Annotated in this window: 11 protein-coding genes; 7 read left to right on the top strand and 4 right to left on the bottom strand. The window is 36.1% G+C overall.

The genetic code is table 11. The annotated features are described in order from the left end of the window. The first annotated feature begins 1 nt into the window (after position 1). The gene (locus ABJF08_RS06220; protein ID WP_348115211.1) at positions 2–2065 is read left to right on the top strand and encodes a pitrilysin family protein; all 2064 of its coding nucleotides are present in this window, start codon (positions 2–4) and stop codon (positions 2063–2065) included. A 116-nt stretch (positions 2066–2181) separates the two neighbouring features. Here ABJF08_RS06220 and ABJF08_RS06215 read toward each other — a convergent pair whose 3' ends face one another. From ABJF08_RS06215 to ABJF08_RS06200, 4 genes are all read right to left on the bottom strand, one after another. After that, positions 2182–2697, bottom strand: coding sequence for a DinB family protein (locus ABJF08_RS06215; protein ID WP_348115210.1), 516 nt, complete (start codon positions 2695–2697; stop codon positions 2182–2184). Between the two features lie 50 nt (positions 2698–2747). Next, a complete protein-coding gene (locus tag ABJF08_RS06210; protein WP_348115209.1) occupies positions 2748–3557 on the bottom strand; it encodes an undecaprenyl-diphosphate phosphatase in 810 nt (269 codons plus the stop codon). Then, on the bottom strand, positions 3558–3875 hold the full coding sequence (locus ABJF08_RS06205) for a DUF3098 domain-containing protein (protein WP_348115208.1): 318 nt from the start codon (positions 3873–3875) through the stop codon (positions 3558–3560). Between the two features lie 109 nt (positions 3876–3984). After that, a complete protein-coding gene (locus ABJF08_RS06200; RefSeq protein ID WP_104514339.1) occupies positions 3985–4863 on the bottom strand; it encodes a permease-like cell division protein FtsX in 879 nt (292 codons plus the stop codon). Positions 4864–5091: 228 nt separating this feature from the next. On the opposite strand from ABJF08_RS06200, the gene ABJF08_RS06195 reads away from it, so the two are divergent. From ABJF08_RS06195 to ABJF08_RS06170, 6 genes are all read left to right on the top strand, one after another. After that, a complete protein-coding gene (locus ABJF08_RS06195) occupies positions 5092–8127 on the top strand; it encodes a class I tRNA ligase family protein (protein WP_348115207.1) in 3036 nt (1011 codons plus the stop codon). Between the two features lie 260 nt (positions 8128–8387). Next, positions 8388–11180 (top strand): T9SS type A sorting domain-containing protein, encoded by a 2793-nt coding sequence (locus ABJF08_RS06190; protein WP_348115206.1) that lies wholly within the window; start codon positions 8388–8390, stop codon positions 11178–11180. A gap of 31 nt (positions 11181–11211) precedes the next feature. After that, positions 11212–11385, top strand: a complete 174-nt coding sequence (locus ABJF08_RS06185) for a hypothetical protein (protein WP_348115205.1) — start codon at positions 11212–11214, stop codon at positions 11383–11385. A gap of 292 nt (positions 11386–11677) precedes the next feature. Beyond that, entirely contained in the window at positions 11678–14380 is a 2703-nt protein-coding gene (locus tag ABJF08_RS06180; RefSeq protein ID WP_348115204.1) for a T9SS type A sorting domain-containing protein, read from the top strand. Positions 14381–14643: 263 nt separating this feature from the next. After that, entirely contained in the window at positions 14644–15501 is an 858-nt protein-coding gene (gene cyoE / locus ABJF08_RS06175) for a heme o synthase (protein ID WP_348115233.1), read from the top strand. Positions 15502–15503: 2 nt separating this feature from the next. After that, a complete protein-coding gene (locus ABJF08_RS06170; RefSeq protein WP_348115203.1) occupies positions 15504–16094 on the top strand; it encodes a cytochrome c oxidase subunit 3 in 591 nt (196 codons plus the stop codon). Positions 16095–16097 lie beyond the last annotated feature (3 nt).

Below are 16097 nucleotides of genomic sequence, written 5' to 3'. Positions count from 1 at the left end.
AATGAAAAAGCAACTTATATTTTTAATGGTACTATTCCTTACTGGAGCTACTGCCATTGCACAAATAGATAGATCACAAATGCCTACTTCTGGACCTACTCCAGAAATTAACTTAGGTAAACCCTACACATTTGAATTAAAGAACGGACTTCAAGTTCTTGTAGTGTCAGATAAAAAACTGCCTACTCTTAACATGAGTCTTGACCTTAATAACCCTCCTATTTTTGAAGGTGATAAAGCTGGAGTACAGTCTTTAACTGGTGCTTTAATAGGTAAAGGTTCTACAGAGACTTCTAAGGAAGATTTTAATGAAAAAGTAGATTACCTAGGAGCAAATATCTTTGTAGGTGTTAACGGTGGTTTTGCTGGTGGACTTTCAAAGTATAAAGAAGAAATTTTTCAACTTTTTACTGAAGCAGCTTTTAAGCCTAATTTTACTCAAAAAGAATTAGACTTTGAAAAGTCTCAGGCTATTGAAGGATTAAAATCTGGAGAGAACAGTGCTGCTGCCATTGCTGGTAAAGTACGTAGTGCTTTAGTTTATGGTAAAAATCACCCAGCTGGTGAGTTCTCTACAGAGGAGACTATCAACTCTGTAACTCTAGAAGATGTTAACGCGTTTTACACGAATTACTTTAAGCCATCAAATGGGTATTTAATCATCACTGGTGATATCGAGAAAAAAGAAGCTAAGAAGTTAGTAAAGAAATATTTTGGTGACTGGAAAAAAGGAATGGCTCCTAAGCCAGTTCTTCCAGAATTAGCTGATGTTGAGGAAACTCAAATCAACTTAATTGATGTGCCTAACGCAGTTCAGACAGAGCTTGCTGTTATGAGTCTTTCTGAATTAAAAATGAGTGATCCAGATTATTATGCTGTTCTTGTAGCAAACTATGTATTTGGTGGTTCTTTCGGTTCTTACCTTAATATGAACTTACGTGAGGCAAATGGTTATACATATGGAGCACGTTCTAATATAGGTACAGGTAGAAATTATAAAGGGACTTTTAGCGCAACTGCAAAGGTTCGTAACGAGGTTACGGATAGTGCTCTAGTAGAAACTTTCAAAGAATTGAACAGAATTAGAGATGAGTATGTAGAAGATGAAATGCTTTCTACTGCAAAGGCAAAGTTCTTAGGTAACTTTATCATGCAGTCAGAAGATAAGTCTGTGGTTGCAAGTCGTTCTATTAATATTGAGAAGAATAATCTTGATAAAGATTTTTACAAGAACTTTATTTCTAACATTGATAAAGTAACTAAAGAAGACGTTAAACGCGTTGCAAACAAGTACTTAAGTCCAGATAACTTGCGTATCGTATTAGTAGGTAAGGCTGCTGATATCCTTGAGCCTCTTGAAAAAATGAAATTAAATGGTAAAACAGTACCAGTTAAATTTTATGACAAAGATGCAAACGAGACAGAGCGTCCTTCTACTATAGAAATTCCTGCTGGTTTAACTGCTCAGACGGTAGTAGATAGTTATGTAAAAGCTATAGGTGGTAAAGATGCTGTAACTGCAGTAAATTCTACTTCTTACTTTGCTATTTATACAACACCTCAAGGTGATCTTATATTAGATATGAAAGCTGCAAAAAATGATAAGCTAGTAAAAACTCTTAAAATGGCTGGTAATACTATGATGCGTCAGGTTGTTGCAAACAACAAGGCAAGTGTAAGTGGTATGGGCGGTAGTCAGGAGTTATCTGGTGCAGATTTAGAACTAGCACAAGTGGAGGCTATGTTTATTCCAGAACTTTATTCTGCAGATAAAGCAACTCTTGCAGGTGCTGAAATGATGGGTGATAACCAAGTTTATGTAATCAAGTGGTCTGATAATAAGAAGGCTTTTTATGATGTAAATACAGGTTTAAAAGTAGCTGAAGAAACTACTCAAGAAGCACAAGGTCAGAAAGTAGCTGTTATGATTAAATATTCAGACTATAAAGAGACTAGCGGTGTTAAGTTCCCAATGACTATAACGCAACAAATGATGGGGCAAAACCTTGCTTTTAAAGTTGAAAAGATAACTGTGAATACGGTTAAAGATGCAGACTTTGAATAATAGAGTAAGATAGATAGGTGTTCCGCTTTCGCGAAAGCGGACTAAACATCAACTAATAATAACTAAAAATGGCTTCTAGAAATAGAAGCCATTTTTTTATGCGGTCATTTGAGAATCTACCAGCCACTAAAATTAGGTGGTGTGATGTCTTTAAGATTAAGGTAAACCAGTAACTGACCACGGTGATGTGTTACATGGTCCTGGAGTAAATTCATGAGCTGTAACTTTGATTTAGGACCAGCAAAGAATTTTACTACGTCCTTTAAACTCTTCTCTGGTGTCGCTTCTATGCTGTTGTATGCTTTATTAAAAGTATGCTGTAATAACTCAATGATTTGCTTTTTATTAAAGCTGTAGTAATCCTGAGACTCGGTTTTTACTTCTTGACTTGAGAAATGGGAACTGTCTATCCAGTTAATGTTCCCTTGTATGTGGACCAGTTGTTCTTTAAAAGACTTTTGTCGTGCTGTAGGTTTATAGTCATAAAACTCTTCTGGCATCGCCTCAGCAACAGCGATAAGATAATCGCGTGAGTTATTCCATTTTTCTAAAAAAGCGCCTTTAACGGTTGTTTGTTGTGCCATGCTAATAGTGCTTGTGAATAATAAGAGAGCTATAAGTAACTTTTGCATTTCTAATTTTTAGTATGCTAAAAGTAATTATTTATTCTGAGCTAGATTATTTAAGTGTTAACTACACCAGCAATAATGGCTACTATACCTACTGCAAAACAGTAGTAAGAAAAGTAATGAAGTTTTGCTTTACGTACTAAGGATATCATCCAGGTGCAGGCTAGTAAACCAACTATAAATGCTGCAAAAAAGCCAACGACTAATGGAGTGGTAGAAACGTTTTCTATAACGGTATCTCCTTTTATTACGTCTAATAAATCCTTTGCAATTTTACCAAAAATCAATGGGACAACCATTAAGAATGAAAATCGAGCGGCTTTTGCTCTGTCATTACCTAATAATACAGATGTTGAAATAGTTGCGCCACTTCTAGAAATACCTGGTAACATAGCTATGGCTTGTGATGCTCCTATAATTAAGGCATCTTTCCAGCTTACTCCTTTCTCCGTTTTCTTTGCGCGACCTGCTAGAAATAACAGTAAACCGGTTATGATTAACATGAAACCTACGAGTATTATTTTGCCTTCAAAAAGTTCTTCCAGTTGTTTCTCAAATAATAAACCTACAATAACAGCAGGTATCATGGAAAGAACAATTTTAGAAGCAAATTGTGTCTCTTCATTCCACTTAAAAGCAAAAATACCTTTAAGTAATTCCATAATATCTTTTCTGAAAACGATAATGGTACTTAGCGCAGTAGCAAAATGGACCACCACTGTAAAAAGTAAATTCTCCTCTTTGTTTGCTATATCGGTTCCTAAAACAGCTTTCCCTAATTCTATGTGTCCACTAGAAGAAACAGGTAAAAACTCTGTCATTCCTTGAATAACTCCTAAAACAAATGCGTCTATAGTCTCCATTTACTTTTTATCTGGATTTAAAAGAATAGCATACATCTCGATCCCAAAACCTGCAAGAACCATCATAGGTGCTAGTCTAATGCGTCTCCATGAAAAAATATCTTCATTAAAAACAGCAGGATCTTCACTACCACCGCCGGCCATAAGGGTAAATCCAGCAGCAATAACTACTAGTCCTATAACCATCCATAGATAATTTTTCTTCTTAAAGACAAATTCAAAATTAGGCTTGATATTTTCTTCTATTACTCTATCTTCAGGAGGTTGAAACGTACCTTTGGCTTTATCTCTACTTTCTTTTATTGTTCCTTTTTTCATTGTAATATTTTTTTGTTTTCAATATCCAGCCCTAGAGCTTGAGAAAACTTTACTTTAAATCTTTCCTTATAGAAACCTTCCCTTTAGGGCTAGGGAAAGGTTTCCCTTGCTAGTAATACAACTGATCTGTTTTTAAATTCAAATAGCGAGTTGTTGCAAAAAATGTACTGATCAAACTTATTAATATTCCAAAAACTAAAACACCAACAAATAGGATAGTCAGCATTTCATAATTTTCAAGTATTTCTAATTCTGGCACAAAACCGTCGGCATAATATACCACTACGGCTAGTAAACCTAGAGCTAGTATGGCAGCGATTAGTCCTAATTTTATGCTAGTCATGATAAATGGTCTGCGTATAAAACCTTTGGTAGCGCCTACCATTTGCATGGTTTTTATAGTAAAACGTTTCGCATAAACGCTCAATCTTATAGAACTGTTGATTAATAAAAATGCAATCAACACAAAAATTCCAGACACGATAAGCATCCAGAAAGAGATGCGTTTTACATTTTTATTAAGTAGAGAAACCAGTGGTTTATCATAGCTTACTTCTTGCACATATTCTTTTGCTGCAAGATCGTCTGCGATTTGTTGTATCTCGGTTGCGGTAACAAAATTTGCATTGAGTCGCACGTCGATAGAGTTGGGTATAGGGTTAAAACCGTCTAATTTGGCAATAAAATCTTCTCCTAGATCTTCTTTGGTACGTTGTGCACCTTCTTCACTGCTTACAAAAACTGCATTCTTGGTATAGTCTGCCATTTGTAATGTCTTTTCTAGTTGTCGCATGTCCACATCCTTAGCTGTATCTTTAAAATAGATAGACATTGGCACCTGCTCACGGAAATAATCGGCTAGTTTCTGGCTGTTAAGCAAGAAAAAACCTTGTAAACCTAGCATGAATAAAACTAGAAACAAACTGATTACCACCCAAAAATAAGAGCTGAATAAACGACGTTTCTGATAACTGGACTGTGATGACATAAATTTTACAACGACTAGAATTGATTTACAAAAATAACAAAGTAACACACCTAGAACGATTTCCAGATAGTTATTTTATCTCACAAACGGTATAACTCGTTTTTTAGTCTTTTATTATTGATAAAATGGGATGGATATGGTGCTTAAAAACCATTTTCTATCTCAAAACTTATTTAATACTACAATTCACAAACGCTTTAGTATTTTTGCTACTTAGAAGAAGAAACTATGTTACTCTACGATCACAAAGCAATAGAAGCAAAATGGCAAAAACATTGGGCAGAAAACAAGACCTTTAAAGCCAGCAATACATCAGATAAACCTAAATTCTACGCACTCGATATGTTTCCATATCCTAGTGGTGCTGGGTTGCATGTTGGGCATCCGCTGGGTTATATAGCTAGTGATATAGTCTCTAGATATAAGCGTCACGCTGGTTTTAATGTATTGCACCCTATGGGTTACGATAGTTTTGGACTACCTGCAGAGCAGTATGCGATACAAACTGGTCAGCATCCTGCAGAGACTACTAAAACTAACATAGAAGGTGGAACAGATAAATCTGGAAACAAGATCGCTGGTTACCGCAATCAGATGGATCGCATCGGTTTTAGTTTTGATTGGGATCGAGAGGTAAGAACTTCTTCACCAGATTACTATAAGTATACGCAAGAAATTTTCATCATGCTTTTTAATAGCTGGTATGATAATGATGCAGATAAAGCACAACCTATTAGTTTGTTAGAATCTCGCTTTCGCGAAAGCGGAACAAACAACATCAACGCTGCCACAGAAGAAGATCTGAGACAGTTCACCGCTGCAGAGTGGAACGCGTTTACCGATAAAGAGCAACAAGAGATTTTATTAGATTACAGATTAACTTTTCTTGCAAATACGGAGGTGAACTGGTGTCCTGGATTAGGAACCGTACTTGCAAATGATGAGATTGTAAATGGAGTTTCAGAACGTGGTGGACATCCTGTAGTGCGCAAGAAAATGCGTCAATGGATGATGAGAATTAGCGCGTTTGCAGAGCGATTATTAACAGGTTTAGATGGATTAGACTGGGCAGAATCTATCAAAGAAATTCAACGCAACTGGATCGGGAAATCGGTAGGTGCGATGGTTTCTTTTCAATTAGGCGAGCATAAAATAGATGTTTTCACCACACGACCAGATACTATTTATGGAGTAACATTTATGACTCTTGCTCCAGAACATGAGCTAGTAGATCAAATTACTACTGCGGCACAAAAAGACGCGGTAGAGGCTTATAAAAAAGCAACAGCTGCAAGATCAGAAAGAGAACGTATGGCCGATGTGAAGACTATTTCTGGTGTGTTCACAGGAGCTTATGCTACACATCCATTAAGTGGTGAGCAGGTGCCGGTATGGATCGGTGATTATGTGTTGGCTGGTTATGGTACTGGTGCTGTAATGGCAGTGCCATGTGGTGATGAGCGTGATTATGCATTTGCCAACTACTTTGCAGGTCAGGAAGGAATGCCTGCTATCAAAAACATTTTTGATGGTGTGGATATATCTGAAGAGGCTTATGGAGCTAAGGATAAAACACCGCTTTGTAATAGTGATTTCTTAAATGGAATGAGCTACAAGCAAGCGATGTACACAGCAATTCAAAAACTTGAAGAAATAGGATCTGGAAAAGGGAAAACCAATTACAGATTGCGTGATGCGGTATTTTCTAGACAGCGTTATTGGGGTGAGCCTTTCCCAGTATATTATAAGGATGGTTTACCACAAATGATAGATAACAAATACTTGCCTATCGCATTACCAGAAGTAGATGAATATTTACCTACCGAAGATGGTGCACCACCATTAGGTCGTGCGACCACATGGAGCTGGTGTACTCAAGAAAATAAAGTGGTTTCTAACGATGACGACCGCGATTGTGTGTATCCGCTAGAATTGAACACCATGCCAGGCTGGGCAGGTAGTTCTTGGTACATGTTCAGATACATGGATGCTACTAATGAAAACGAAATGTTCTCAAAAGAAGCACAAGAATATTGGAATAACGTAGATCTATATATAGGTGGTAGCGAGCACGCGACTGGTCACTTGTTGTACAGTAGATTTTGGGTTAAGTTGTTACATGATCTAGGTAAAGTCACGGTAGAAGAACCGTTCCAAAAGATGATCAATCAAGGGATGATTTTGGGTGAAAGTGCTTTTGTGAATTACTTAGATATAGGCTACAAAAATCAAGAAGGACAATTTAAGCAGTTGGTTTGTCAAATAATTATTAATTCTTCTTATGCTAAAACACTACCTGAAGAAGGGTTTATTACAGGGTTACCTCAAATACTGATAGATCATATTATTGAAACAACAGATTCATATCGAAAATTTAATAAGGTGCCAGATGATATAATTTTAATATTTAAAAATTTCCGATCATCACATTTGCCAGTTGAGTATGTCAATTTAGATAACACTGTAAACCTTTCGGACATACCTGTTTCTGAAAGATTTAGATGGACACAGAATGCTTATTATTTTAATGACAATACTTTAACTAGAAGTGATAAAATCGATACTCTACGTGAAGTTGAAAAAATGTCTAAGTCTAAGTTTAACGTTGTGAATCCAGATAATATCTGTGATCAGTACGGAGCAGATACTTTGCGTTTATACGAAATGTTTTTAGGTCCGCTAGAACAGGCAAAACCATGGAATACGGCTGGAATTACAGGAGTTTATGGTTTTATGAAAAAGCTGTGGAAACTCTATCATAACGATGCTGGTTTTTCAGTAAGTGAAGAAAAAGCGTCTCCAGACAGTATGAAAACCTTGCACAAGACTATTAAAAAGGTGCAAGATGACATAGAGAGCTTCTCATTTAATACGAGTGTGAGTAGTTTTATGATTGCCGTAAATGAGTTAACGCAACAAAAATGTAGCAGTCGTGAGGTTTTAGAACCACTTGCTGTTCTTATATCACCATATGCACCACACATTGCAGAGGAATTATGGTCGCTATTAGGTCATAAGGAATCTATAAGTGAAGCGCCTTTCCCGGTGTTTGATGAAAAACACTTAGTAGAAAGTAGCAAAACCTATCCGATATCATTTAATGGTAAAATGAAATTTACACTGGACTTACCAGTAGATGTTTCAAAAGATGAGTTGGAGAAAATGGTTCTTGCAAATGAGAAAGTACAAGAACAATTAGAAGGTAAACAAATACGTAAAACGATTATTGTACCAGGTAAGATTGTGAATTTTGTGGTAGGGTAGTCTTTTAATTATTTATAAAGTGGAAAAGGGAGCGGTTTATAACTGCTCCCTTTTTTTGTTTATCATTTGGTAATTAATCATGATTAAATGCCGTTAATCTTAAAATAAAATTTAGCAAAACAACTTTTAATCGATTAAATAAGCTGATGATCTATATTAATTAATATTGATATATTATTTAATATTCATAAGGTTACTTATTTTCTTAGTTTTATAGTACCCCTGAGATAAATTACATAAATACTTTAAAACTAAAAATTATGAAGAAATTTACTCATATCATGTTGATAGCTATTTTCATGGTTAATTCAATCCAAGTCTTCTCACAATGTGCTCAAGTAGATATTGCAAACCCTCCAACTGGTTCTAATTCTCTTTCAATAGATGTGGGCTTGTTAGATAGGGTAGGACAGTCCTTTACTTCTCACCCAACTAAAGTTTCCTATTTAAATTCAGCAGCTTTTGATATAGATTTATTGGTAGCTGGTGTTGGGCTATCCATACAGGTTAGAGAAGGTGAAGGTATTAATGGTCCTTTACTGGCTTCAAATACTAGCTTAATTGTGGTTTTAAGTACAGAGTTAAAAGCTGTTTTCTCCACACCAGTTAGGTTAGAGCCTAATTCTAAATATACTGTTGTTGTTAATGGTGTTGCTTCTGTTGTTACTAATTTAGGAACCTCTACAGATTCATATGCTGGAGGTAGAGCATTATCAGCAGGTGCGATTCAAGATTTTAATTTTAAATTTGAGACATCTCTGGCTACAGATGCTCCAGTGCAAACTGCTGTGACTAATATGACAAGCGATGCGGTAAATTTGAATTGGAATGCCGTTCCTGGTGCTACGAGCTATCAATATGAAATTTATACTACTGGCGATGATCCAGATGTAGATTCTCCTGTTGTTTCAGGTAGTACTAGTGATACTTTTGTTGCACTCGCTGCTGGTAGTCTAGCTGCAGAAACTACCTACGATTCTTATATAACCGCTAGTTGTGCTTCTGGTATTTTAAGTGATTATTCTAACCTAATCTCTTTCATGACCTACAGTGTTGGTCCTTATGACTACACATGTATGTCTGGTGTATGGGTAGACCATCCAGAGGGTGATTTCAATAATCCTCCATCGAGTGTTAACGACGTGGTTACTGTAGCTGCAGGTGTTGCTGTTTTAAGTTCAGAAATAACGACCAAAGATTTAGTTATAAGTAGTAATGCAGAATTACAGAGTGACTTTGGTATCAATATAAGTGGAAATCTAGAGGTGGAAGGAACGGTTGATGGAGAAGGAACTATTGTTTTGTTACCTAGTGGTGCTGTTTCAGAAATTCGTTACGATCAGTTTTCTCAAGGAGTAAATAATTTGCGCATTGAAAATCCTTTAGGGGCTTCTATAGGTGCGCCTTCTGTAGGAGTCAACGGTGCTACCGGTGATGAGCCTTTTGTTATTTCTGGTGTTTTAGATCTAGCAGGTGGTGGTATTGTTAAGTCTTTAGATCCAGCTTTTTCTACATCTAACATAACATTTTCTAGTGATGTGAATGCTACAGGGTCTATTGTTGGTACAGGAGGTACTATTGACTCACAAATTAATGTTTGTGTAGAGCGTTATATATCAGGTCAACGAGCTTTTAGATTTCTTGCAGGTCCTCTTGCGGGACCGTCTGTTTTTGAAAGTTGGCAAGAAAATGGTGCTTCACCAGTGGGTTACGGTACTCATATTACTGGTGTGGCAGGAACGCCTAATACAGCTGCAGATGGAGTTACTGGATTTGATCCGACCTCTACAGGTAATTTCTCTATGTTTGATTATGATCCGTCACAAGGTTGGGGTAGTATTGATAACACTAAAACAGAGTTGCACAGTATAGGTAAAGGGTATAGATTAATAGTGAGAGGAGATAGAAATGTAGATATTTCTGTTAACGATCCTATGCCTGTAGAAACAGTATTGAGAATTTGCGGTCCAGCATCTGGATTGCAACAAGCTGATTTTACTCAATCACTTGCTACAGGGTATAATTTAGTAGCAAATCCATACCAAGCAAGTGTAGATATGGCATTTGTTGCAAGAACTGCAGGTATTGATGCGATGTATTATTGGGATCCATTGCAAGGAACAAGAGGTGCTTATAGTACCATATTAATTCCTGATGCTGGTATAGCACCTGGGGAATTAGAGGTTTTGGGTACTGTGGGTGATGCTACAAATATTATAGAGCCAGGGGCTGCATTTTTTCTGAATTCAGTTATAGGTGGTAATGTGTTTTTTGAGCTAGATGATAAAGTTTCTCGATGTACTGCAAATAATATTTTTAGATCTTCTAATGTGGTTAGTGACATCAGAGTAAAATTATATGAATCAAATAGATTTGCTACAGGATTAACTGCTCAAGATGGATTAATTATAAGATTAGGTGACGGAGAAAATGATGCAGTAGATGGAAGAGATGCTGTAAAGATTTCTAATCTAGATGAGAGTATTTCTGTAAAGCATAGTTCTGGAGAGTTGTTAGCTATTGAAACGCGCTCAATGCCGTTAAGTAATCATGTAATTAATTTAAATGTAGCAAATTATACTTTTTCAAATTATTCGTTAGATCTTTCAGTGCCAGTTATTCCAGGTATGGAGATCTCATTAAGAGATAATTATAGTGCAAATATGACGCTGCTTAATCAAGGTAGTTCTTCACAAATTACGTTTCAGGTAGATCCTAATATTCCAGAAACAACGGCTGCAGGTAGATTTGATCTGGTTTTTACACCAGTTACACTAGGTAATGAAGACTTAATAGTAGGAAATGAGTTATTGATTTATCCTAACCCTGTACGTGCGGGCCTACTTAATATTAATGTAGGTAACACCATGGTTGGAAAGTGTAATGTTACTTTATTTAATACGGTAGGTCAACAAGTGATAGAAAAAGAAGTTGAAATCGCTTCTAACGGTGTTATTGTCATGGATAAATTGTCTAATTTAAATAGAGGGGTTTATATCCTTAATTTAAATGATGGGAAAAATACCGTTTCCGAAAAAATTGTAATTGAATAAGAATTGCGTGTTTTAATTTAAAATTAAATTTATGAGAAATAAGAAATATGTACTATTGATTTTAATGTTGTTGGTGATTTCAGTATCCTATGCTCAGCCAGGTTTTGATGATGATATTGAAGATACAGCACCTATTCCAGGTCTGGTTGTTGCTGTTGTGGCGGCGATTGGATTAGGAACGGCAAAATTAATTAAGAAAAAATAGTTGTAAAATTCAGTTATATTTAAAAGAGACTCTCATTGAAGGGTCTCTTTTTTTATTTCTATTTCTATTTCTCTGATTATTGAAATTCCGATTTCGCGAAAGCGAGACTTATAAAATTCCATTATTGTTAATTATAGCATTGATTTTTATATTATTAATTCTAAAATATGATAATATAATTCGTTAAACGGACTTTATAATCTCCTCGACGAAAAGATTTTATTGTTTTCTTAAAACGCTTTCACGATTGATATGTAAATGAGTTATTTGCCCTGAATTAATTTTAAGAATTATGAATAGGGGAATTCTAAAGGCCATCATCTTGATGGTCATGACCTCTTGTGCAATAGGGAACGCACAAGTATGGTCTAATGCCGTTATGGCACCAATGCTACCTTCTGGAGCAGATAATGTTAACATTTCAATTGATCTCGTAAGTGATACAGATCCTACCTACGATAGTGCTAGGTCGGGCATCTTTTACTGTTTAGGCGCTGGTTGTGATCCACTGACTGTACCTACAGGTATACGTGCGACGCCAGAAGTGTTGCCACTTAGTTCTACTGATGGTTTAGGTACGTACTCTGGAACGGTACCTCCATATTATGGAACGGTAAGATGGGTGGCTAGAAAAGTATCTGCTTTGCCATCAGAACGAGTAACAGATTCTCCTATACAGGAGTATACTACACCATTGCCTAGCGGCGTGCGAGTGGAGATGGTTACAGCTAGTGCTCTAGAAGGTGATAATGCAACTGATGGTGGTACTTTAGTTTATAGATTTGTAAATACTAATATGGGTGTTACTACTATTAATTATTCTGTCTCAGGAACGGCAAATACTATTCCTGGAGAGGATATTGTAACTAATCTTACAGGTACAATTACTACCGATGCAGATGGTGTTGCATTGTTAAATGTAGGTATTAAAGGAGATGAAGTTTTTGAACATCATGAAACCATTGTTTTAAGTATAGTGCCAGACGCTTCTTATGTGGTGGATTTAAATTACAATAGTGCCACAGGAACTATTACTGATGATGAGGTAGGTAATTATGTTTATAGAAACGATATCATGGGATGGGTTAATGATCCTACTGGTGCAGACGGTGGTAGACCATCTTCTATGCAGGATGTTGTAATTGTAGAAGCAGGTAGTTCTGCTGGGATAAGTGGTTTTCTTTGTAAAGATCTAACGATAAATGATAATGGTACTCTTAATGTTTCATCTGATGTATACGTGGGTAGAAACATTGTTCTAGGTGATAATGCTGCTGTTATGGGTAGTGGATATTTGGTACATGGAGATCGTAATGATATGGTAGATGCTGTCTTGAGATCTACTGCTACTGCCTTTGAGGTATCTTTAACTAATTATAGAACTGCCAGTGATAGAAATCAAATATTATGGTTAAGTGCTGTAAGTGGGCAGACTGTTCTTAATATAGGTGGAGAAATAGATCTTGCTGGTAATGATGTGTCGACTACTGGAGACGTACTAGAGCAGGTGATTTTTAAAAGTAATTCTGTACAAACGGCGCAGGTAGTAGGTGATGGTAATTTTAACCCTAACCCTTTAAACGGGATAGAAGTTGAGCGTTACATTTCTGGAAATCGAGCGTTTAGATTTTTAACATCTTCAGTGTCTGGAGAGTCTTTATTTAATACATGGCAAGAAGGTGGTAATACACCTGTAGGATATGGTATGCAGATAACAGGTATATTAGGTACGTTAAGTGATGTAGGTGGTCCTGCAGATGCTGCTACTGGATTAGATTTCACTACAACTGGTAATCCTAGTGCATTTGAATATACTGGTGGTAGCTGGAATGCAGTTACTAATACTAAAACTACATTACACAGTATAGGTAAAGCTTATAGGGTTCTAGTAAGAGGAGATCGTAATCTAGATCTTAATAATAATAGTTCTGGACAAGGTATGACTACTACTCTTAGAACTCGAGGGATTTTAGAGCAAGATGATATTTCTTTACCTCTTACTACAGGATTTAATCTAGTAGGTAATCCATACCAGTCTAAGGTAGATTTAGGTCTGGCAACTTCTGACACAGCAATAGGGTTTGCTTACTACTGGGATCCAACTTTAGGTACTAGAGGAGCGTATACTACTATTACATTACCTAGTGGTAGTGCAACAGGAGCGTCTCTTGCTAGTAATATTGTAGAGCCAGGACAGTCTTTCTTTATAGAGGCTCTTACTCCTGGGACTATAGATTTTCACATCGATGATAAAGTTTCTTTAATGGATGCTGGAATATTTTCTGCACCTGTTTTAGATAATATGTTAACTGTTAATCTTTATGAAACTAGTAGATATGTAAATAATTTAACTGCCCAAGACGGTGTTTTAGTAAGATTTTCTGATACAGAAAACCTTGCAATTGATGAGCGTGATGCGGTGAAGTTTAGTAATCTAGACGAGACATTATCTATAGTAAGTAACTCTGCTAATCTTGCAATAGAATCAAGACCATTACCTGTTAATGCAGATGTGATTCCTTTACGTATTACTAATTACATGAGTGCTAATTATACCCTAGCAATTAAGATGGAAGCGGTACCTGGTGTAAATGCATTTATCAGAGATAATGTTACAGGTACAGTAACGGCTCTTAATTATGGTGTAAATAATGCTATCGATTTTGTAGTAGATCCTGCAGAGATGGAAGAGCGTTTTGAAATATTTTTTGAGAATGTGACATTATCAAATGAGTCTGTTACAGATCTTGCAGTCTCTGTATATCCTAATCCGGTAACAGGTGATGTGATTCATATAAATACTGGTAATGTAGTTTCAGAAAAATGGACGGCTCGTTTATTTAACTCTCTAGGACAAGAGATTTTGAAAGAAGAACTAGATGTAAATCAGCAAACATTAAGTCTTTCTAACATGTCTAGTGTACGTTCTGGATGGTATATTCTTCAGGTAGAAGGTGACGATAATGTGTTTACTGAAAAGATCATGATTCAATAATTAATATTGTTTTCCATAATAAAAAGCTGTTTCTTGTTATAAAGAGGCAGCTTTTTTTTGTTAAAAAATGTTGTTGAGGTCTGGCTTTCGCGAAAGCGGAACATCTATAAAATTTCATTTTAAATCAATTAATCGTACAATTAATATAAATTAGACCGAAAGCTTTTTAAAACCTTTGCAACAAAGTAGTTGTGAGGTATCTTTGCACTCCTTTAAAAACAGCTTTTTTGACAGAAGTAAATGCCATAGAACGATCTCCTAGTATGTTGAAAAATTACATCGAGATTACTAAGCCTAGACTATCCATAGTTGTGGTGTTTTCATCTATAGCTGGATATTTTCTAGCTGCAAATACATATGAATGGCAAACCCTTGTTCTTTTATGCATAGGTGGTTATTTTCTGGTGGGTTCTTCAAATGTTTTTAATCAGATTATAGAAAAAGATCTAGATGCGTTAATGAAGCGCACCCAAAACAGACCGTTACCTACCGGTAGAGTGTCTGTTAAAAATGCTTGGATTTACGGTATTGTAATGGCTTTGAGCGGTATTTATATGCTGTTTCTTATCAATTTTGCTACGGCATTTTTTGGCGCGTTAAGTATCTTGCTATATGCGGCGGTTTATACTCCGTTAAAGACTAGGACTCCGTTATGTGTGTTTGTAGGTGCCTTTCCAGGAGCGATTCCTTACATGTTAGGTTGGGTTGCTGCTAGTGGAGATTTTGGTATAGAGCCAGGAACTTTGTTTATGTTGCAGTTTTTTTGGCAATTTCCTCACTTTTGGGCGATAGGATGGATGTTAGAAGACGACTATAAAGCCGGAGGGTTTAAAATGCTTCCTACTGGTGCGGCAGATAAAGGTACAGCAGTGCAAATTATATTATATACTATCTGGACAGTTATGGTTTCTTTAGTGCCTGTTTTTGGTGTTACTGGAGATTTATATATGACGCCATATAGTGCCGTGATAGTTGGATTATTAGGAGGGTGGTTTTTATACTACGCGATTAAATTATATAAAGAGAGAAGTAATGCTATTGCAAAAAAATTAATGTTAGTAAGTGTCAGTTACATCACACTTATTCAGATAATTTATGTGGTAGATAAATTTATTAGATAAAAATGACTGATATAACTGAATTACCTTTTAAGGAAAAAATCGCGAGATCTAAGAAACAGATGATGTGGTTTGCCATCATGAGTCTTACCATGATGTTTGCAGGGTTAACTAGTGCTTATATTATAAGTAGCAGCCGTAGAGACTGGGTAGATGTAGATTTACCTACAGAGTTTTTCTATAGCACAGGAGTTATCTTACTGAGTTCTCTAACTTTATTTTTAGCAAAGAAAAGTTTAAAAAGTAATAACTTATCTGGTGCTGCTATTCTTACTTTTATCACTTTTTTACTGGGGACAACCTTTGTAATTATGCAATTTATGGCTTTTGGGTCATTAACCGATGCTGGAATTTTCTTTACAGGAAAAGGAAGTAGCGTCGCTGGATCGTTTATTTACATCATGGTAATGGCGCATCTAGCGCATATAGTTGCAGGGCTTATCTCCCTAACAGTCATTACGTTTAAGGCTGTGACAAAAAAATATTCTAATGAAAAAATGTTAGGTTTTCAATTAGGAGCGATCTTCTGGCACTTTGTAGATGTGCTATGGATTTTTCTTCTTCTGTTTTTAGTTTTTGCTAAAGATATTTTTTAACCT

The organism is Nonlabens sp. (assembly GCF_039941875.1).
GTDB lineage: Bacteria > Bacteroidota > Bacteroidia > Flavobacteriales > Flavobacteriaceae > Nonlabens.
Note: the sequence above shows the minus strand (reverse complement) of the source record. Positions and strands in the feature narration are given on the sequence as shown.

What these genes read in the sequence shown, in the direction of transcription:
- ABJF08_RS06180 (WP_348115204.1), top strand. Translation starts at nt 11,678, where the DNA reads ATGAATAGGGGAATTCTAAAGGCCATCATCTTGATGGTCATGACCTCT.
- cyoE (WP_348115233.1), top strand. Translation starts at nt 14,644, where the DNA reads ATGTTGAAAAATTACATCGAGATTACTAAGCCTAGACTATCCATAGTT.
- ABJF08_RS06195 (WP_348115207.1), top strand. Translation starts at nt 5,092, where the DNA reads ATGTTACTCTACGATCACAAAGCAATAGAAGCAAAATGGCAAAAACAT.
- ABJF08_RS06190 (WP_348115206.1), top strand. Translation starts at nt 8,388, where the DNA reads ATGAAGAAATTTACTCATATCATGTTGATAGCTATTTTCATGGTTAAT.
- ABJF08_RS06210 (WP_348115209.1), bottom strand. Translation starts at nt 3,557, where the DNA reads ATGGAGACTATAGACGCATTTGTTTTAGGAGTTATTCAAGGAATGACA.
- ABJF08_RS06205 (WP_348115208.1), bottom strand. Translation starts at nt 3,875, where the DNA reads ATGAAAAAAGGAACAATAAAAGAAAGTAGAGATAAAGCCAAAGGTACG.
- ABJF08_RS06170 (WP_348115203.1), top strand. Translation starts at nt 15,504, where the DNA reads ATGACTGATATAACTGAATTACCTTTTAAGGAAAAAATCGCGAGATCT.
- ABJF08_RS06200 (WP_104514339.1), bottom strand. Translation starts at nt 4,863, where the DNA reads ATGTCATCACAGTCCAGTTATCAGAAACGTCGTTTATTCAGCTCTTAT.
- ABJF08_RS06220 (WP_348115211.1), top strand. Translation starts at nt 2, where the DNA reads ATGAAAAAGCAACTTATATTTTTAATGGTACTATTCCTTACTGGAGCT.
- ABJF08_RS06215 (WP_348115210.1), bottom strand. Translation starts at nt 2,697, where the DNA reads ATGCAAAAGTTACTTATAGCTCTCTTATTATTCACAAGCACTATTAGC.
- ABJF08_RS06185 (WP_348115205.1), top strand. Translation starts at nt 11,212, where the DNA reads ATGAGAAATAAGAAATATGTACTATTGATTTTAATGTTGTTGGTGATT.